Genomic DNA, 16,828 nt, shown 5'->3' with positions numbered 1-16,828 from the left:
GGACTGCTCATGGCGGGTCAGTACCAGCTTGATCTTCGATTTGCGCAGGGACTCGAGCAGGTCGAGGTTCTCCTCGCCGGGGATGCCGAATACGTACTCAACACCTTCACTTTCCAAACATTGCACAACGAGATCAGCTGCCTTGGCCATCTATTTGCCCTGCCACTATCGAGAGTGAGCCACGCGGGCAGATGACGAGATCTCTACCCGGTGCTTAATGAGTTTTATGGTAAAGAGGAGAATCTTGGATTATTCAGTCTTTCGAAGAATCACCAAGGTGGCGTCAATTGCAATCAAAGCATTCAACGCAAGCGCCGACACGCCAACGGTCGCTCGTGCCGGGTAAGGCGCTTCAAAATAGCGGCTCATTATTTCGTTCACGACACCGAAGTGCGAAAGTTCGGTGAGATAAATAGTGAGTTTTCCTACGTCAGAAAAACCACCGCCTGCGGCCTGTGCAACTGCCTGGAGGTTCTCGAGCACCTGAATGGTTTGGGCTTCAATCCCCTGAGCCAATTCCATCTTTTCAGGGTGAAGCGCGATTTGCCCTGTCAGGAAAACCAACTCCCCCATTTGGACTGCTTGCGAATACGGGCCGATAGCTTTCGGCGCCTGATCACTGTGGATAGCGATTCTGCTCATCAAAATTGATCCTGTCTTAGGGAGCGATCCAGCCCGCCTGCCAATGCTTGCCTTGCACAATAAAGCGTGCCCGCTGGTGGATAGCCTGGGTAAGGTCAAGCCACTCGATTTTTCTTAGGTGAACAACCACTACTGCGAAATTTTCGAAACCATCCATGTGCGCTTCATAGGCTGATGAAGGTGAAGAAATTGCCTCGCCCGGTATGCACCCATGGCGAAAGAGCGCTTGAGTTCTTCCTCGTGCCTGCTCCCAATGCTTGGCGAGGAGCGAAACATCCGACAAAGATTCACCCAGGCCTTCAATCCGAAGCTGAAGCTTGCCAGACGGGTCGACGGAGGTAATACCGACTCTAGGCTCGGCAAGTATCTCGGCAAACTTCGCCGACCGCTTGTCCACATAAAAGATGATCGATCTCGTGGACTCATCCGCATGGCGCAAGACAACAGTGCTTACCTTGGGCTGCCCTTCAGCATTGATCGTGGCCAGTTGCATCAAGCGAAATGGATTTTGAATACCGCCAACAGGGATGGATAAGTCCGACCATACCTTGGCCAATATCAGATCAAGCATGGCAATCGCCCAACATGAAAAAGGGCCGCGTACTGTGTGCGGCCCGGAAGTGCTTAGACGCTGCGGGTTACGCCGCCGTCGACCTTGATGTTCTGGCCGGTAATGTAGGCTGCCCCTTCGCTCGCCAGGAAGGCGATAGTCGCGGCGATCTCCTCACTGGTGCCATAGCGCTTGAGCGGCACACCTTCTCGACGCTGTTCGGTAGCAGGGAGACTGTCGATCCAACCAGGCAGCACGTTATTGATGCGAATGTTGTCAGCGGCGTACTTGTCAGCAAAGATTTTGCTGAACGACGCCAGGCCAGCACGGAAAACTGCCGAGGTAGGGAAGAGTTCGCTTGGCTCGAACACCCATGCAGTAGAAATGTTGATAATTGCACCACCGTTCTGGCGCTGCATGTATGGCGTCACCAGTCGCGCGGGGCGAATTACGTTCAGCAGGTATGTCTCCATACCCTGATGCCAGTCTTCGTCGCTGATCTCAAGGATCGGTGCCCGCGGGCCATGGCCGGCGCTGTTGACCAACACATCAATACGGCCCCATTTCTGAATGACTGCGTCGACCAGGCGCTGCAGATCTTCGTTTGACTGGTTGCTGCCGGTTACGCCGATACCACCTAACTCTTGCGCCAGGGCCTCCCCTTTGCCAGAGGAAGAAAGAATTCCGACCTTGAAGCCGTCGGCAGCCAGCCTGCGTGCTGCTGCCGCTCCCATGCCGCTACCACCGGCAGTGACGATTGCTACTTTTTCTACTGACATACATCCTCCTAAGTGAGGCGTGGACGGGTTGTTGGTGAAACGAGACTAGCAGCGCTCGCTGCCTATCAGAGAGACAACAACCCTTGTTCATGTCAGTAGAAAATCTATAGCCTTGGCATTTCCAGTTCCGTGATGTCCGACCTGAGGCGGCTTCTGAAATAGAGGACATCAGTCACGCCAGCCGATTGCTTGGGCATTCGAAGGAGGGAATCAGCGAGCCCTCGAAAGGCTGAAGTTTCGGAACTCCACCCTTTTTTCGACCCACAAAGAAAAACCCCGCAGACGTTAATCTGCGGGGCTTTCGAATATGGAGGCCGAGGTCGGAATCGAACCGGCGTAGACGGATTTGCAATCCGGAGCATAACCACTTTGCTACTCGGCCTCAAAGTCGGAGTCAGCTTTCGCTATCTCCTTGAAACTGCTGGGCTTTTTCAAGTTCAGCTGCGTTTCGATGGAGGCCATTATGTCGGCAATCGATTGACCTTGCAACCCCCTTCAAGAAAAAAATCTTCAAGGGGTTCAAGGTGTTAGCGAAGGCGCCCAAGTTTGCTCCACAGCCCTACCAGGGTGTTCTCCACCGCACCACTGGCAGCCACGCCAATACGCTCCTGCAGGCTCTTGCGCTCGGCAAAACGCAAGTGGAATACATTGGCCTCGCGGGCGCTGCGGCTCAGGTACTCGTCACTGGTGCCAAGCTCATCGACCAGCTGGCGGTTGAGGGCGGCAATGCCCAGCCAGACTTCGCCGGTCGCCACCTCATCGATGTGCAATTGCGGACGGTAGCGGGCAACGAAGTCCTTGAACAGCTGATGGGTGATGTCGAGGTCTTCCTGGAATTTCTCCCGGCCCTTTTCGGTGTTCTCGCCGAACACCGTCAGGGTGCGCTTGTATTCGCCTGCCGTGAGCACCTCGAAATCGATATCGTGCTTCTTCAGCAAGCGGTTGATATTGGGCAGCTGCGCCACCACGCCGATCGAACCGAGCACGGCGAACGGCGCGCTGACGATCTTCTCGCCGATACAGGCCATCATGTAGCCGCCGCTGGCGGCGACCTTGTCGATGCAGATGGTCAAGGGAATGCCGGCTTCGCGAATGCGCGCCAGCTGTGAAGCCGCCAGGCCGTAGCTGTGCACCAGGCCGCCCCCGCTCTCCAGGCGCAGCACCACTTCGTCACGGGGTGTGGCCAGGGTCAACAGCGCAGTAATCTCGTTGCGCAGGCTTTCGGTGGCCGAAGCCTTGATGTCGCCATCAAAGTCGAGGACGAACACCCGGCGCTTCTGCTCGGGCTTTTTCTTCTGTTGCTTCTCGGCCTTCGCCTGCTGCTTGCGCAGCGCCTTGAGCTCGCCTTTGTCGAGCAGGCCCGATTCCAGGCGCTCACGCAGCTCTTTATAGAACTCGTTGAGGCGGGTGACCTGCAATTGACCACCCGGCTTGCGCCGCCCCTTGCCGCGCAGACCGGCGATGGCCGACAACACCATCAGGATGGCGATCACCAGCGTTGCGGTTTTGGCGAGAAAGCTTGCGTATTCGGCAAGAAACTCCACGTTGACTCCTTGATAGACCAGCGCCAGACAGGCACGAAATGCTTGCAGCATACCGGGCTGCCTGGGCTGCTGCCAGCCGTCGACAACGCCGGCAACACAGTTCAAACGACCTTTTCAAACACTTGTATGTTTTTTCGTTGACAGCCTTGGCAGGGCATCCTAACCTCGCTGCAACCTCCAATCGGGCCGGACAACTTCGTGGGCAACCTCTACCTGATCCGACATGGCCAAGCCTCATTCGGTGCCGCCGACTACGACGTCCTCTCGCCCGTTGGCGAGCGTCAGAGCCTGGCGCTGGGCGAGCACCTCGCCCAACTCGGGCTGCGCCTGGATCGTTGCATCGCCGGCAGCCTGCGCCGCCAACAGGATACCGCCCGCCTGGCACTGCAAGCCTTGCAGGCCAGCGGCAGCCAAGTCCCTGCCATCGAGACCGACCCGGCCTTCAACGAATTCGATGCCGACGGGGTGATCCGCGCCCTGCTCCCCGGCCTGCTGGCCGATGAGCCCGAAGCGCTGCACGTACTGCGCAACGCTGCGCAGAACCGCAGTGAGTTCCAGCGCCTGTTCGCCTTGATGGTACAGCGCTGGCATGCGGGCGAGCATGCTCACGACGACAGCCTGGAAACCTGGCAGGCCTTCACTGGCCGGGTGGGTGGCGGCCTGCAGCGGCTGCTCGACAGCGCTGCCAGTGGTGAAAACATCGCCCTGTTCACCTCGGGTGGCACCATTGCCGCCCTGCTCCACCTGATTTGCGCAATCACGCCGGCACAGGCATTCGCCCTGAACTGGCAGATCATCAACACGTCGCTCAGCCACCTGAAATTCCGTGGCCGTGACGTGGTACTGGCCTCCTTCAACAGCCAAGCCCACGTGCAGCTGCTGAGGGCGCCGGAGCTCATCACCTACCGATGAACCCGGCCTGTTTTGTCCCTGCGGACTTGAATATCACTTAATAAGGAAAACACCATGAGCGATGTAGCAAAAGCCGTCGAGGCAATGAAAGCGAAATTCAACCCCGCCGCTGCCGCCGGCCTGGACCTGGTGTTCGGCTTCAACATCACCGACGAAGACAAGCACTACGCGCTGCTCGTCAAGGATGGCACCTGCGAGATCCAGGAAGGCGAGAACGCCGACGCCAACTGCACCCTGGTGCTGGACAGCGAAACCCTCAAGGGCATCGTCAGCGGTGACACCGATGGCATGCAGGCCTTCATGGGCGGCAAGCTGCGCGTCGAAGGCGACATGATGCTGTCGATGAAGCTCAGCGAGCTGTTCCCGGCCTGATCGGCAACGCGAACTGCGAATGAAAAAACCGAAGCGTCCTGCGCTTCGGTTTTTTTTTGCCTGTCCAGCATCAAGGCCATTGATCGCCCGGCAACACCCCGACCAATAAGCGTCTGGCACGCTTGTACCAACAGTCATGGGAAATTAGATTAGCCAATAGTCCTTGCTATTGATCATAAGGAAATCGCATGACGATCACCGATCAGTCCACCCAGGTCCGCCCCGGCGAAGAACTCGATGCCGCCGTCATCGATCCCTATCTGAAGGATCATATTTCCGGCCTTGAAGGCGTGCCAACCATCAGCCAGTTCCCCGGTGGCGCCTCCAACCTCACCTACCTGCTGGCCTACCCGCAGCGAGAGTTCGTGCTACGCCGCCCGCCGTTCGGGCACAAGGCCAAATCGGCCCATGACATGGGCCGCGAGTTCCGCATCCTCAACCGGCTCAACGACGGCTTCCCCTACTGCCCCAAAGCCTACGTGCACTGCACCGACGAATCGCTGATCGGCGGTGAGTTCTATGTGATGGAGCGGGTCAACGGCATCATCCTGCGCTCGGATATCCCGGCCGAACTGAACCTTGACCCAGCCCGCACCGAGGCCTTGTGCAAGAGCTTCATCGACCGTTTGGTCGAGCTGCACCAGGTGGACTACAACACCTGCGGGCTGGCCGACCTGGGCAAGCCGGAAGGCTATGTACAACGCCAGATCGAAGGCTGGGCCAGCCGCTATGAAAAAGCCCTGACGCCGGACGCGCCGCGCTGGGAGCAGGTGATTGCCTGGCTGCGCGAAAAAATGCCGGCCGACCACCCGCGCCCGGGCATCGTGCATAACGATTATCGCTTCGACAACGTCATCCTCGACAGCAACAACCCCATGCGCATCATAGGCGTGCTGGACTGGGAGATGGCCACCATTGGCGACCCACTGATGGACCTGGGCAACAGCCTGGCCTACTGGATCGAGGCCAGCGACCCGGCGCCGGTGCAACTGATGCGCCGCCAGCCCAGCAACGCACCGGGCATGCTGACCCGCCAACAGTTCGTCGACTACTACGCCGAGCGCGCAGGCATCACGCTCGACAACTTCGACTTCTATTACTGCTATGGCCTGTTCCGCCTGGCCGGCATCGTGCAGCAGATCTACTACCGCTTCTTCCACGGCCAGACCCAGGACAAACGCTTCGCCCAGTTCATCCACATGAACCGCCTGCTGGAGCAGATGAGCCTGCAACTGATCGACAAATCCCGCCTGTAAACCCGGCAGCGACAGACAACAAGGAATACAAGCATGTCCAAGACCCAGCTGTTCGACCTCGACGGCAAGATCGCCTTCGTCTCCGGCGCCAGCCGCGGCATCGGTGAAGCCATCGCCCACCTGCTGGCCCAGCAGGGCGCCCATGTGATCGTCTCCAGCCGCAAGCTCGATGGCTGCCAGCAGGTGGCCGAGGCAATCATCGCCGCCGGCGGCAAGGCCACCGCGATGGCCTGCCACATCGGCGAGATGGAGCAGATCCAGCAGGTGTTCGCCGGGATCCGCGAGCAGTTCGGCCGCCTCGATATCCTGGTCAACAACGCCGCCACCAACCCACAGTTCTGCAATGTGCTGGACACCGATCTGGGCGCCTTCCAGAAGACCGTAGACGTGAACATCCGCGGCTACTTCTTCATGTCGGTGGAGGCCGGCAAGCTGATGCGCGAGCACGGCGGTGGCAGCATCATCAACGTGGCCTCGATCAACGGCGTATCGCCCGGCCTGTTCCAGGGCATCTACTCGGTGACCAAGGCAGCGGTGATCAACATGACCAAGGTGTTCGCCAAGGAATGCGCACCCTTCGGTATCCGCTGCAACGCCCTGCTGCCGGGCCTCACCGACACCAAGTTCGCCTCGGCGCTGGTGAAGAACGACAGCATCCTCAACGCCGCCCTACAGCATATCCCGCTCAAGCGCGTGGCCGACCCGAGCGAAATGGCCGGCGCCGTGCTGTACCTGGCAAGCAGCGCGTCCAGCTACACCACCGGCACCGCACTCAACGTCGATGGCGGTTACCTGTCCTGAGGATCAGCCCTTGAGCGCCTGCAGCGTGTAGCTCAGCGGCAGGCGCCAGGGGGCTTCGATCAGGCGCCACTCACCGTCGGCGCCCTTCTCCATCTGCCCCGGCAACGCCTCCCAGGGGATGCTCTGGTGCTCCTCAAGCGCGGTCAGGCGCAGGCCATTGCCCAGCAGTGCGCTGATCACCTGGCCCAGCCCGTGGTTCCACTCATGGGTCTCGGTCTGGCTCAACGCCTGGTCAGTGTCCACGTAGGTCTGGTCGCTGTGCCACACCGTAGGCGCTTCACGCTCGAAATACGGGTAATCCAGTTGCAGCCGGTCCTGATGGTCCTCGTTGACTGCCATCAGCATCGGATGGCCATCGCGCAGGAACAGGCGCCCGCCCGGCTTGAGCAAGGCCGCCACCGTGCGTGCCCAGCGCTCGATGTCAGGCAACCAGCACAAGGCGCCAATGCCGGTGTAGACCAGATCGAAGCTGCCTGCCGGCAGCACCTGCTCGGCACGGTAAACGTCCGCCTGCACATACTCGATGTTCGCACCGCAGCGCCCGGACAAGCTGCGCGCCTGCGCCAGCGAAGCCGCCGAGAAATCCAGGCCGCAGATATCGGCACCAAGCCTAGCCAGCGACAGGGTATCGGTACCGATATGGCATTGCAGGTGCACCGCGCGCAAACCGCGAAGGTCGCCCAGCCGTGGCAGGTCGAAACGCACGACCTCGGACAGGTGCCCGGGGTCGCGAACGAATGTCTCGACTTCATAATCCTTCGAGGCCGCGTGCAGCGGCGCGCGCTCATCCCAACTGGCGCGATTGAGTTCCAGTGATCGGCTCATGCGGTACGTCCCTGTCCTGATGGAGTCAGCGGCCACGTTAACCGCCCCTGGGGCGCTGCGGCAACACCCGTCAACCTGAGGTTGACAGCTCAGGTATACTGCGGCCTTCGGCCCCCGCCCAAGGATCCAGCACCCATGACGGAAAACAGCTTCGCCTTTCGCCTCAAGGAACTGCTCGAACATCACAAGCTGACCCTGCAGGCGGTTGGCACGGCCCTGGGGATATCGCGCACGGCGGTGCACAAGTGGACCCGCGGCGGCGAGATCGACTACGACAACCTGCGCAAGCTGGCGGACTTCCTCAAGGTCAACTGGATCTGGCTGCGTTACGGCGAGGAAGCCCTGCAAAGCGTGCAGCAGGCCGAAGTGGTGGAGCTGCCGATGACCGATGTGCGCCGACGCTACACCGCCGAGATCATGGAGAGCGAAATGCGCATGAAGCTGGCCCAGGAAGGCGCGCGCATCGTCACCTGGGAGTGGAACCTGGTCAGCGACGAGGTCACCTACTCGCCCAACGTCGAGGCGGTGTATGGCTGGCCGGTACGGCGCAACGAGGATTTCTGGGCACATATCCAAGCCGATGACGCCCGCCACATGCAGGGCATGTACGCCCAGGCGGTCGCGCAAGGCACTGGCTGCGAGTGTGATTTTCGCATCACCCGCCCCGATGGCAGCCAACGCTGGATCGCCTCGCGCGCTACGGTACTGCAGGACAGCGTCGGGCGCCCGGTGAAGATGGTCGGCATCAGCATGGACAACACCGAGCGCAAGGTCGCCGAGGAAGACCTGCGCCAGAGCGAAGAACGCTTTCGCGCGATCTTCGAACTGGCCTGGGGGGCACTGGCCTATATCGACCCGGACGGCACCTGGCAACGGGTCAATGGCGGCCTCTGCGAATTGCTCGGTTACAGCGAGAGCGAGCTGTATGCCATGACCTTCCAGCAGTTGACCCACCCCGACGACCTGCCGCACAACCTGGTGCTGCTACGGCGCATGCTGGCCGGCGAAATCGAGCGCTATGAAGTGGAAAAACGCGTGCGGCACAAGGATGGCCGCTTTATCTGGGTGCGCGCGCGCACCTCGCTGCAACGGCATGCCGATGGCCAGCCGGAGCACCTGATCAGCGTGTTCGAGGACATCGGTGCCGAGCGCGAAGAGCATGAACGCTTGCAGGCGCATATTGCCGGGCTGGAGGCGCGGCTGCGCTGAGCGCAGCCTTACAGGCAGGTTGCCGCTGCCGCCCGGCGCTGCAAGGCCATACCGTCGTTGTGCTGGGCGTAGTAATCCACCCGCGTGCCGCCGGCCTGGGCATAGACATCGACGAACGACTCCGCTTCGCGGGTATACACGGTGAAACCGCCCGCCTTGCGCGCTTCGAGGTAGCCGCTGGCATCCACGCCGAAGGTCTTCTCTTCCTGCCAGCTGAACTGGATGCACTGGGCGACCACATCCGGGGTCTTGTGCGAATCCAGGCGCGCGGTCGGTGCGCCGTTACGCGCTGCCTCCATGGTCGACGACGCACAGCCCACCAGCAGCAGCGCCACAGTCATCGGCAGAATCGCTCGCATGTTCCATCCTCGGGACAAAAAAGAACGCGACTCTAGCACGGCAAACCAGGGTTCGGCGTCTGTCCCAATCTGATACACGCAATGGCCTGGATGCCGCCTATCGCCAGGGCACCAATATTTTGCGGGGTAAAGAAACCAAATCGATCGACCAGGGTCTCAGCGAGTACCCGGTAAACCTTTACCGATCAAGGACCTATATCGTGATGACTCGCCTTGCAAGCCTTTCGCTGATCACCGCCTTACTGCTGCTTGGCGGCTGCTACAGCCACCACTACCACGACGATGATGATGGCTGGCGCGACGGTGATCGCGGCCACCGCCATCACCACCGCCACGATCGCGATGACGACGACGATCGCCAGTACCGTGACCGCTACCAGCGCTGAGACGTCTTCCCAACCTTGATTCGCCGCCCGCAAGGCGGCACCCCACCCTGATGATTCCTCTGAGGTTCACAACATGCGTCTGACTCTGCCTTCCCTCGCCCTCGGCCTGCTGCTCTGCCAGGGTGCTTTCGCCGGTGACGGTACCGCGGCCATCGGCGGCGGCCTGGGCGGCGCCTTGGGTAACGTGGTCGGTAAACAGATCGGCGGCAGCACCGGCGCTGCCATCGGTGCAGGCCTGGGCGGCGCGGCCGGCAGCGCCGTCGGCGCACGCAAGGGCAACCGCACCGAGGCGGCCATTGGTGGCGGCCTGGGTTCGGCAGGCGGCTCGCTGATCGGCGGCAAGCTCGGCGGCTCCAACGGCTCGACCATCGGCGCAGGCCTGGGCGGCGCAGCCGGTGGCGCCATCGGCAACCACATGGGTGACAGCAACCGCAAGCACAAGCACCGTCACTGATCGACGCTGACACCCTCGCGGGCGGTGCAGGCTTGTTGTATGGCCGCACCGCCCGCGATCGTTTAGCCCGGCAAAACATTGCAGCACGTCAACGACGCATTCGCGTCAAGCTGCCACACTAAGGCCATCGCTTTTCGCGCCCTAGTGTGAAGGAACCCCCCCTCCCCATGAACCAAGAGTTGCTCTGGGTCCTCGGCCTGCTGGCCGCCGTCGTCGTGCTGTTCATCATCAACCGCCCACGCATGGACGTGGTTGCGTTGCTGGTGATCCTCATCCTGCCGCTTACCGGCATCCTTACCGTGGACCAGGCCCTGGCCGGTTTCAGTGACCCCAACGTGGTCCTGATCGCTGCACTGTTCGTGATCGGCGAAGGCTTGGTCCGCACCGGCATTGCCTACCGCATCGGCGAATGGATGAGCGAGCGCGCCGGCAACAGCGAGGCGCGCCTGCTGGTTTTGCTGATGGTGGCGGTGGCCGGCCTGGGCTCGGTGATGAGCTCCACCGGGGTGGTGGCGATTTTCATCCCGGTGGTGCTGAGCATTGCCGCGCGCCTGAAGCTCTCCCCCAGCCGGCTGATGATGCCGCTGAGCTTCGCCGGACTGATCAGCGGCATGCTCAGCCTGGTGGCCACGCCACCCAACGTGGTCGTGCACAGCGAGCTGATGCGCCACGGCCAAAGCGGCTTCGGCTTTTTCAGCTTCACCCCGTTCGGCTTGGTGGTGCTGATGCTGGGCATCGGCTACATGCTGCTGACCCGCCACTGGCTCAATGGCGAAGTGCGCAAGGATGGCCGGGTGGAAACCCGCCGCACCCTGCTCGACCTGGTGCTGGACTACAAACTCAACGGCCGCGAGCGTCGCCTGCGCATCCGCCCGCACTCGCCACTGATCGGCCATACCCTGGGCGAACTGGAACTGCGCACCCGGCATGGCGCCAACGTGATCGGTATCGAGCGCCAGCACAAGTTCACCACCCGGGTGATCGCCGCCAATTCGGGCAGCGTGCTGCAGCAGGGCGACATCCTGCTGCTCGACCTGTTCGCCAACCGCGACGACCTGCGCAGCCTGTGCCAGACCATGCAACTGGAGCCGCTGCACTTCAAGGCGGCCTACTTCATCGACCAGTCCCAGGAACTGGGGATGGCGGAAGTGTCGCTGCCGCCAGGCTCGCAACTGATCGGCAAGAGCATCCTCGAACTTGCCTTCCGTACCCGCTACGACCTCAACGTGGTGGGGCTGCGGCGCGACCAGTTGGCCATCGAGGAGCAGTTGGTCGAAGAAAAGCTGCGCCTGGGCGACACCTTGCTGGTCGTCGGCCCGTGGAAAGCGGTGCGCCAGCTGCAGACCAAGCCCCGCGACTTCCTGGTGCTGAGCCTGCCGGCCGAAATCGACCAGGTGGCCCCCGCAAGCGCCCGGGCGCCTTATGCCTTGCTGAGCCTGGCAGTGATGGTCGGGTTGATGGTCAGTGGCCTGGTGCCCAATGTGCTCGCCGCGCTGATCGGCTGCCTGCTGATGGGCGCGGGGCGCTGCATCGACATGAACAGCGCCTATCGCGCCATCCACTGGCAAAGCCTGGTACTGATCGTCGGCATGCTGCCGTTCGCCCTGGCGCTGCAAAAGACCGGCGGCATCGACCTGGCGGTGGGCGCCCTGGTGAGCCTGCTCGGCGATGCCGGGCCAAGCGCGATCCTCGCCTGCCTGTTCGCCGTCACCGCAGTCATCGGCCTGTTCATCTCAAACACCGCCACTGCCGTTTTGATGGCGCCGGTGGCCATCAGCACCGCGCAACAGCTGGGCATGTCGCCCTACCCGTTCGCCATGACGGTCGCGCTCGCGGCATCGGCGGCGTTCATGACCCCGGTGTCGTCGCCCGTCAACACCCTGGTGCTGGGCCCCGGGCAGTATCGCTTCGCCGACTTCGTCAAGGTCGGGGTGCCGTTCACCTTACTGGTGATGCTGGTGACCGTGCTGATGGTGCCGTGGGTTTTTGGCTTGTAATCTGACGCAGTATTCAGGAAATTCCCGGCGAATTGACATCAATTGGCGACTTGAAACAAACTGACGCGACTTTGCCCCAGGTGCCTACGGCCGTTTTCCTGGATTCCGTCCTCGCTTGCCGGTCGAGCTTATGGTGTCTCCAGTTCCGTCGCGCCTGCTGCCTTTCGCCATCCTGTTCGGCCTGACGCTCGTCCTGACACTTGCGGGCATCCTGGCCAGGCCGATCGAATCCCTGTCGCTGTTCTGGCCGGTCAACGCCGTACTCGCCGGCGTCTTGCTGCGCAACCCGCGCCAGGCCACAGCAGCCGGCTTTGGCCTGATCTACCTGGCGATGGTCGCTGCCGACCTGGCTACCGGCTCGCAGTGGCAACCGGCGCTGTGGTTCAACCTGTGCAACCTGGGCGCCATCCTCAGCATCTGGTACCTGATGGCCCGTTTGCCACGGGTTCACCGGCGCCTGCGTACACCCCACGGCACCCTGTGCCTGTTCGGTGCCTGCGCCGTCGGCGGCATGGTGGCCGCCAGCCTGGCCTGCGTCATGGCCGCGCCGTGGTTCGAGCAGTCGTTGCGCGCCACCTGGCTGGCCTGGTTCAGCGAGCAGTTCTCCACCAGCGTGCTGGTCCTGCCGGTTCTGCTCACCGCCCCCTCGCCCCGCGCCTTCACCCGCAGCGGCAGCCAGCCGATCTCCCTGGCCCCGCTGCTGGTGTTGCTGGCCTCGCTGGCATTGAGCATCTTTTTTGGCGGGCCGGGGGCAATTGCCTTCCCGATCGCCGCCCTGTTGTGGTGCGCCTTGAGCTACTCACCGTTTCTCGTTTCGTTGCTGACCCTAACAGCCGGCAGCACCTTGATCGTTGCCGTGGCGCAGAACCTCATGCACTTCAGCGTGCCGCACAGCGAGCCGGGCGTGACCACCTTGATGTCGGCACGCCTGGGCATCGCCATGCTGGTGCTCGGCCCGCTGGTAGTGGCTTGCGTGAGCAATGCCAATCGCAGCCTGATGGCGCGCCTGGCGCACCAGGCGACCATCGACCACCTCACCGGCACCCTCACCCGCAGCGCCTTCACCCGCCGCGCCAACGGCCTGCTCGACAACCGTCAGCAGCAGGCTCCAGCCCTGCCGTTGACCTTGATGATGCTCGACATCGATCATTTCAAGACCATCAATGACCGCCACGGCCACGCAGTGGGTGACCAGGTACTGCGCCAGTTTGCCGACACCCTGCAGGACCAGTTGCATGACGGCGAACTGTTCGCCCGCCTGGGTGGCGAGGAGTTCGCCATTGTCGTCCCGGGGCTTGCGCCGGAGCTGGCCAGGTTCACTGCCGAACGCCTGCGCCGGGCCGTTCAGGACCTGCCGTTCGCCCAGGCCGGGCAGCGCCTGCAGATCACGGTCAGTATCGGTATCGCCGGGTGCAGCAGTGACGATGCCGCGCCCAGCCTCGACGTGCTGCTGGCCAGGGCCGATCAGGCGCTGTACCGCGCCAAGGCCCACGGCCGCAATCGTATAGAGCTGGCCGAGGCCCAACGCCAGATCGTGGTCTGACTCAACCGTTGAACAGGTCCCAGCTCAGCTTGGCGATCAGCACACACAGCAGGATCAGGAACAACCCGCGCACGAACCCCGCCCCCTTGCGCACCGCCAGCCAGGTGCCTGTCAACGCGCCGAGGATGTTGAACAGCGCCATCGGCAGGGCAATCGCCCACAGCACATTGCCCGAAGGGATGAAGAACACCAGTGCCGCCAGGTTGGTGGCGATGTTCACCAGCTTCGCCGAGGCCGAGGCATGCAGGAAGTCGAGGGCGAAGAAGCGAATGAACAGGAAGATCAGGAAACTGCCGGTACCTGGCCCGAACAGGCCGTCGTAGAAACCGATGGCGCCACCGATCAACACCGCCAGGCATTGCTCCTTGCGGCCGATGACGGTGGGTTTGTGCAAGGTACCGAAGTCCTTCTTGCAGAAGGTGTAGATGGCCATCAGCACGATCATCGCCAGCACCATAGGCCGCATCACGCTGGCCGGCACCAGCGACACCGTGGCCGCGCCGCAGAACGACATGACGAAGGCGCTCAGCGCCGCCGGCACGATCAGCCCCCAGTCCAGCTTTACCTTGCGGATGAACGAACGCGCGGCAAAGCTGGTGCCGCAGACCGATGCCAGTTTGTTGGTACCCAGCAGTGCGGCCGGCTGGGCAGTGGGCATCACGTTGAACAGGGCCGGGATCTGGATCAGCCCGCCACCACCCACGGCGGCATCGATCAGGCCAGCGGCGAAGGCAAACAGCGAAAGCAGGGCGATATCCATCATGTCGGCAGTCCAGGCGGCAATAAGCAGGCCGCCAGACTAATCAAAGCGCCGCGCTTGTGTTGAAATGCCACGTTGCGAAAACTGCAACGAGGAAAAGCCCATGGCACTGGACATGCTGCGTGAGATCCAAGCATTCGTCAGCGTTGCGCACAAGCGCAGCTTCGTCAGCGCAGCCCGCGCCCTGGGCCGCTCCCCCAGCGCCGTTACCCGCGCGGTGCAGGCGCTGGAAGATAACAGCGGCGCCAAGTTGCTCAACCGCAGCGCCAGCACCGTGACCCTCACCGAAGCCGGCGAACGCCTGCTGCCCCATGCCGAGCGCTTGCTGGATGTGCAACGCGATGCCGCCGACGAACTGGCCGCGCTGGCCGGCAGTGCGCAGGGCTGGATCCGGCTGGCCGCACCCGAGGTGCTGGCCCAGCAGGTACTGCCGCAGGTTCTGGCCGAGTTCTCCAGGCTTCATCCGCAGGTAACGCTCGATGTGCAGTTCAGCGACCAGGCGCTCGACCCGCTGCTGGGCAAGCTCGACTTCGTTATCCGGGGTGCATTCCCCCAGTCAAGCGAGCTGATCGGCTACCCGCTGTGGAGTTACCGCCGACACCTGTATGCCAGCCCGCAGTACCTGGCGCGAGAAGGCACACCCCAGGGGCTGGAGGATCTGGAACAGCACGCACTGATCCTGCATACCGCGCCACGCATCCTCAAGGCCTGGCACTTCTGCCGCGAGGGGCACATCACCAGCCTGCGGCCACAACCACGGTTGCGCCTGGGTTCAGGTGTCGCGGTGCTGCAAAGCACCCTGGCCGGCGCCGGCATCGCCCGGCTGGCCGACTGGCTGGCCGAACCCGAGGTGCACGCCGGGCGCCTGGTGCGGGTCTGCGCCGATTACCACCTGACATCCAGCAGCGGCCAGGACCCGCAGATGCATGCGCTGTACCCCACAGGCGACGTGCCGACGCGGGTACGCGAGCTGCTACAGGCCCTGCGCGCTGCGCGTCCGTGAGCACAAAAACAGAGGGTGGAAACGCTGCTCACTTTCTGCTCAATTTAACAGAAGCCACGAAACACAAGGCCCAGAGAACTTTATCCACAGACCTACCCACGTTTTTTGTGGACAGTTTCGCCAACGCTTGCAGGATTTATCTGAGCTTCAGCAATGCCGTATTGGCCAACTTGACCAGTTCGATCCATTCACTTGCACTGATCACTCCAGAATGCTCCAAGGCTTCGGCACTGCGCAGTGCCTGATCGTAGTCCTCCTCATGCAGGATGCCCTCTGCGAGATAGCGACTGCGCCACTCCAGCATTGCTGTAGTGTCTTTCTTGCATTCCATAGTGCGTATTGTCTCCAAGGCAGGTGATCGGCCCGTGTTCCCGGGCCCTTTTTACGGGGGCGGGAGACTACACGAGCACCTTGCACTTGAGAATGACTTGCAGCTACCGCCTGTCTAGACGACTGCGGCAAATGGCCAAGGGCCGGAGGGAGAGAATCGAGCCCGCCTTGATGCCAGACGGGCTGAGGGATGAAGCGTGGGTTTTCAACCCGGCGGAATGGTACCCAGCAAACCGATCATGATAGTCAGCAGCAGAAAACCACCCAGGAACAGAGCAAGCTTGCCCATCGGAACCTCTACAGTGTGATGACGGAACAGCGGGGCCGGCCGATGCGGGTGCAGAGCAGCGCAACCGGCCCGGTGTTTGCCGGTTCGCAAGCGCCGGGCCTGGAAGGTATTGTCGGCTCGACGCTGATACGGTTACAGATTCAGGTTCGTGGAAAAAAAGCAGATCAGATGATCTTTCAGCAGCCCAGCAAGCGCAGTTTCTGCTGCGGCAACCAGCCCAGTTCGCCGTTGCGCAAGTTGCGGCACCACAGCCAGCCGTTCAGTGGTCGCAGGCCTTCGACCTGCTGGCCCGGGTCGATGTCCAGTTCATGGGCGCAATAAGCCTCCACCGCCCTGCCCCGGTCGACGCCGATCCGTTCGATCACCTGCGCCGGTACCCAGCCCGGCGCCTGCCCACTGCAACTGCACAGGTACCAGTCCTGCCAAGGTTCTTCGCCCTCGTAGCGCTGACCGATGTCCAGCAACGTGCCGCCGGCGAAGGTGATGGGGGTGGGGTATTCGCTGCGGTGGTGCTCTATCACGACGTACTTCACATGCCTCTCCCTGGCGGTGAAAAGCGTCGATGCTAGCAGAAACCGCCAACGCGGGATTGCCGGGGCCAGCAACTTCTCGCCCGAGTCAATTGCAACATATAGTTTCAGCCCATTCGAAGATATCCTACGGCGCCAAGTTCGTTATCGACGCTGCGTGTAGGGCTTAAGCCCAATCATGCCAAGGCTTTTAGTGCGACTACTGGAGAACATCCTAGAATCAAGCCCTGATTTATTCGTAGGACCAATCTGAATGGTCTGTAGCCGAGTTATCGTAAATTCAGGAA

General features: G+C 61.9%; 20 protein-coding genes and 1 tRNA gene. 10 read left to right on the top strand and 11 right to left on the bottom strand.

Translation table 11 applies throughout. The features are described 5' to 3' along the window. The 6 genes from F6X61_RS14175 to sohB all read right to left on the bottom strand — a co-directional run. The coding region (locus tag F6X61_RS14175; RefSeq protein ID WP_256671364.1) for a thiamine pyrophosphate-binding protein at positions 1-150 on the bottom strand (150 nt) is incomplete at its 3' end. Positions 151-249: 99 nt separating this feature from the next. After that, positions 250-642: a Rid family detoxifying hydrolase gene (locus F6X61_RS14170; RefSeq protein WP_153787151.1), complete on the bottom strand. Its 393-nt coding sequence runs from the start codon at positions 640-642 to the stop codon at positions 250-252. A 16-nt stretch (positions 643-658) separates the two neighbouring features. After that, positions 659-1,213, bottom strand: coding sequence for a pyridoxamine 5'-phosphate oxidase family protein (locus F6X61_RS14165; RefSeq protein WP_153787150.1), 555 nt, complete (start codon positions 1,211-1,213; stop codon positions 659-661). A gap of 53 nt (positions 1,214-1,266) precedes the next feature. Then, positions 1,267-1,971 (bottom strand): SDR family oxidoreductase, encoded by a 705-nt coding sequence (locus F6X61_RS14160; protein WP_153787149.1) that lies wholly within the window; start codon positions 1,969-1,971, stop codon positions 1,267-1,269. Positions 1,972-2,279: 308 nt separating this feature from the next. Next, positions 2,280-2,353: transfer RNA gene (locus F6X61_RS14155), tRNA-Cys, on the bottom strand. A gap of 145 nt (positions 2,354-2,498) precedes the next feature. Then, complete coding sequence (sohB, locus tag F6X61_RS14150; protein ID WP_153787153.1) at positions 2,499-3,515, bottom strand: protease SohB; 1,017 nt, start codon at positions 3,513-3,515, stop codon at positions 2,499-2,501. Positions 3,516-3,713: 198 nt separating this feature from the next. Here sohB and F6X61_RS14145 point away from each other — a divergent pair, with 198 nt between their 5' ends. From F6X61_RS14145 to F6X61_RS14130, 4 genes are all read left to right on the top strand, one after another. Continuing rightward, the gene (locus tag F6X61_RS14145) at positions 3,714-4,427 is read left to right on the top strand and encodes a histidine phosphatase family protein (protein WP_153787148.1); all 714 of its coding nucleotides are present in this window, start codon (positions 3,714-3,716) and stop codon (positions 4,425-4,427) included. Between the two features lie 54 nt (positions 4,428-4,481). Then, positions 4,482-4,799 (top strand): SCP2 sterol-binding domain-containing protein, encoded by a 318-nt coding sequence (locus tag F6X61_RS14140; RefSeq protein WP_125464629.1) that lies wholly within the window; start codon positions 4,482-4,484, stop codon positions 4,797-4,799. 188 nt (positions 4,800-4,987) lie between these two features. Further along, positions 4,988-6,055, top strand: coding sequence for a phosphotransferase family protein (locus tag F6X61_RS14135; protein ID WP_153787147.1), 1,068 nt, complete (start codon positions 4,988-4,990; stop codon positions 6,053-6,055). 33 nt (positions 6,056-6,088) lie between these two features. Then, on the top strand, positions 6,089-6,856 hold the full coding sequence (locus F6X61_RS14130) for an SDR family oxidoreductase (RefSeq protein WP_153787146.1): 768 nt from the start codon (positions 6,089-6,091) through the stop codon (positions 6,854-6,856). Between the two features lie 3 nt (positions 6,857-6,859). Here F6X61_RS14130 and F6X61_RS14125 read toward each other — a convergent pair whose 3' ends face one another. After that, complete coding sequence (locus F6X61_RS14125) at positions 6,860-7,681, bottom strand: class I SAM-dependent methyltransferase (protein WP_153787145.1); 822 nt, start codon at positions 7,679-7,681, stop codon at positions 6,860-6,862. A gap of 135 nt (positions 7,682-7,816) precedes the next feature. On the opposite strand from F6X61_RS14125, the gene F6X61_RS14120 reads away from it, so the two are divergent. Beyond that, positions 7,817-8,890: a helix-turn-helix transcriptional regulator gene (locus tag F6X61_RS14120; protein ID WP_153787144.1), complete on the top strand. Its 1,074-nt coding sequence runs from the start codon at positions 7,817-7,819 to the stop codon at positions 8,888-8,890. Positions 8,891-8,898: 8 nt separating this feature from the next. Here F6X61_RS14120 and F6X61_RS14115 read toward each other — a convergent pair whose 3' ends face one another. Next, positions 8,899-9,249, bottom strand: a complete 351-nt coding sequence (locus tag F6X61_RS14115) for a hypothetical protein (protein ID WP_153787143.1) — start codon at positions 9,247-9,249, stop codon at positions 8,899-8,901. Positions 9,250-9,452: 203 nt separating this feature from the next. Here F6X61_RS14115 and F6X61_RS14110 point away from each other — a divergent pair, with 203 nt between their 5' ends. The 4 genes from F6X61_RS14110 (at position 9,453) to F6X61_RS14095 (ending at position 13,629) form a co-directional block, all read left to right on the top strand. Continuing rightward, on the top strand, positions 9,453-9,635 hold the full coding sequence (locus F6X61_RS14110; RefSeq protein ID WP_153787142.1) for a hypothetical protein: 183 nt from the start codon (positions 9,453-9,455) through the stop codon (positions 9,633-9,635). A gap of 73 nt (positions 9,636-9,708) precedes the next feature. Then, positions 9,709-10,089, top strand: a complete 381-nt coding sequence (locus F6X61_RS14105; protein WP_110995555.1) for a glycine zipper domain-containing protein — start codon at positions 9,709-9,711, stop codon at positions 10,087-10,089. Positions 10,090-10,256: 167 nt separating this feature from the next. Next, positions 10,257-12,086 (top strand): SLC13 family permease, encoded by a 1,830-nt coding sequence (locus tag F6X61_RS14100; RefSeq protein WP_153787141.1) that lies wholly within the window; start codon positions 10,257-10,259, stop codon positions 12,084-12,086. 115 nt (positions 12,087-12,201) lie between these two features. Continuing rightward, positions 12,202-13,629, top strand: coding sequence for a GGDEF domain-containing protein (locus F6X61_RS14095; protein ID WP_153787140.1), 1,428 nt, complete (start codon positions 12,202-12,204; stop codon positions 13,627-13,629). 1 nt (position 13,630) lies between these two features. Here the strand turns inward: F6X61_RS14095 and F6X61_RS14090 are convergent, their stop codons facing one another. Further along, positions 13,631-14,392: a TSUP family transporter gene (locus F6X61_RS14090; protein WP_153787139.1), complete on the bottom strand. Its 762-nt coding sequence runs from the start codon at positions 14,390-14,392 to the stop codon at positions 13,631-13,633. Positions 14,393-14,492: 100 nt separating this feature from the next. On the opposite strand from F6X61_RS14090, the gene F6X61_RS14085 reads away from it, so the two are divergent. Further along, positions 14,493-15,392: a LysR family transcriptional regulator gene (locus F6X61_RS14085; protein ID WP_153787138.1), complete on the top strand. Its 900-nt coding sequence runs from the start codon at positions 14,493-14,495 to the stop codon at positions 15,390-15,392. Positions 15,393-15,528: 136 nt separating this feature from the next. Here F6X61_RS14085 and F6X61_RS14080 read toward each other — a convergent pair whose 3' ends face one another. Then, a complete protein-coding gene (locus F6X61_RS14080) occupies positions 15,529-15,723 on the bottom strand; it encodes a hypothetical protein (RefSeq protein ID WP_153787137.1) in 195 nt (64 codons plus the stop codon). A 464-nt stretch (positions 15,724-16,187) separates the two neighbouring features. Next, positions 16,188-16,544, bottom strand: a complete 357-nt coding sequence (locus F6X61_RS14075) for an SH3 domain-containing protein (RefSeq protein ID WP_153787136.1) — start codon at positions 16,542-16,544, stop codon at positions 16,188-16,190. Positions 16,545-16,828: the final 284 nt, after the last annotated feature.

It is taken from the genome of Pseudomonas sp. EMN2 (genome assembly GCF_009650555.1).
Lineage (GTDB): Bacteria > Pseudomonadota > Gammaproteobacteria > Pseudomonadales > Pseudomonadaceae > Aquipseudomonas > Aquipseudomonas sichuanensis.
The sequence above is the reverse complement of the archived record's forward strand: the minus strand, read 5'-3'. Positions and strand labels throughout refer to the sequence as shown.

Bases quoted from the DNA above. Each gene is read 5' to 3' on its own strand.
- F6X61_RS14170 (WP_153787151.1), bottom strand. From the start codon at position 642: ATGAGCAGAATCGCTATCCACAGTGATCAGGCGCCGAAAGCTATCGGC.
- F6X61_RS14165 (WP_153787150.1), bottom strand. From the start codon at position 1,213: ATGCTTGATCTGATATTGGCCAAGGTATGGTCGGACTTATCCATCCCT.
- F6X61_RS14160 (WP_153787149.1), bottom strand. From the start codon at position 1,971: ATGTCAGTAGAAAAAGTAGCAATCGTCACTGCCGGTGGTAGCGGCATG.
- F6X61_RS14140 (WP_125464629.1), top strand. From the start codon at position 4,482: ATGAGCGATGTAGCAAAAGCCGTCGAGGCAATGAAAGCGAAATTCAAC.
- F6X61_RS14135 (WP_153787147.1), top strand. From the start codon at position 4,988: ATGACGATCACCGATCAGTCCACCCAGGTCCGCCCCGGCGAAGAACTC.
- F6X61_RS14130 (WP_153787146.1), top strand. From the start codon at position 6,089: ATGTCCAAGACCCAGCTGTTCGACCTCGACGGCAAGATCGCCTTCGTC.
- F6X61_RS14125 (WP_153787145.1), bottom strand. From the start codon at position 7,681: ATGAGCCGATCACTGGAACTCAATCGCGCCAGTTGGGATGAGCGCGCG.
- F6X61_RS14120 (WP_153787144.1), top strand. From the start codon at position 7,817: ATGACGGAAAACAGCTTCGCCTTTCGCCTCAAGGAACTGCTCGAACAT.
- F6X61_RS14115 (WP_153787143.1), bottom strand. From the start codon at position 9,249: ATGCGAGCGATTCTGCCGATGACTGTGGCGCTGCTGCTGGTGGGCTGT.
- F6X61_RS14110 (WP_153787142.1), top strand. From the start codon at position 9,453: ATGACTCGCCTTGCAAGCCTTTCGCTGATCACCGCCTTACTGCTGCTT.
- F6X61_RS14105 (WP_110995555.1), top strand. From the start codon at position 9,709: ATGCGTCTGACTCTGCCTTCCCTCGCCCTCGGCCTGCTGCTCTGCCAG.
- F6X61_RS14100 (WP_153787141.1), top strand. From the start codon at position 10,257: ATGAACCAAGAGTTGCTCTGGGTCCTCGGCCTGCTGGCCGCCGTCGTC.
- F6X61_RS14090 (WP_153787139.1), bottom strand. From the start codon at position 14,392: ATGATGGATATCGCCCTGCTTTCGCTGTTTGCCTTCGCCGCTGGCCTG.
- F6X61_RS14085 (WP_153787138.1), top strand. From the start codon at position 14,493: ATGGCACTGGACATGCTGCGTGAGATCCAAGCATTCGTCAGCGTTGCG.
- F6X61_RS14080 (WP_153787137.1), bottom strand. From the start codon at position 15,723: ATGGAATGCAAGAAAGACACTACAGCAATGCTGGAGTGGCGCAGTCGC.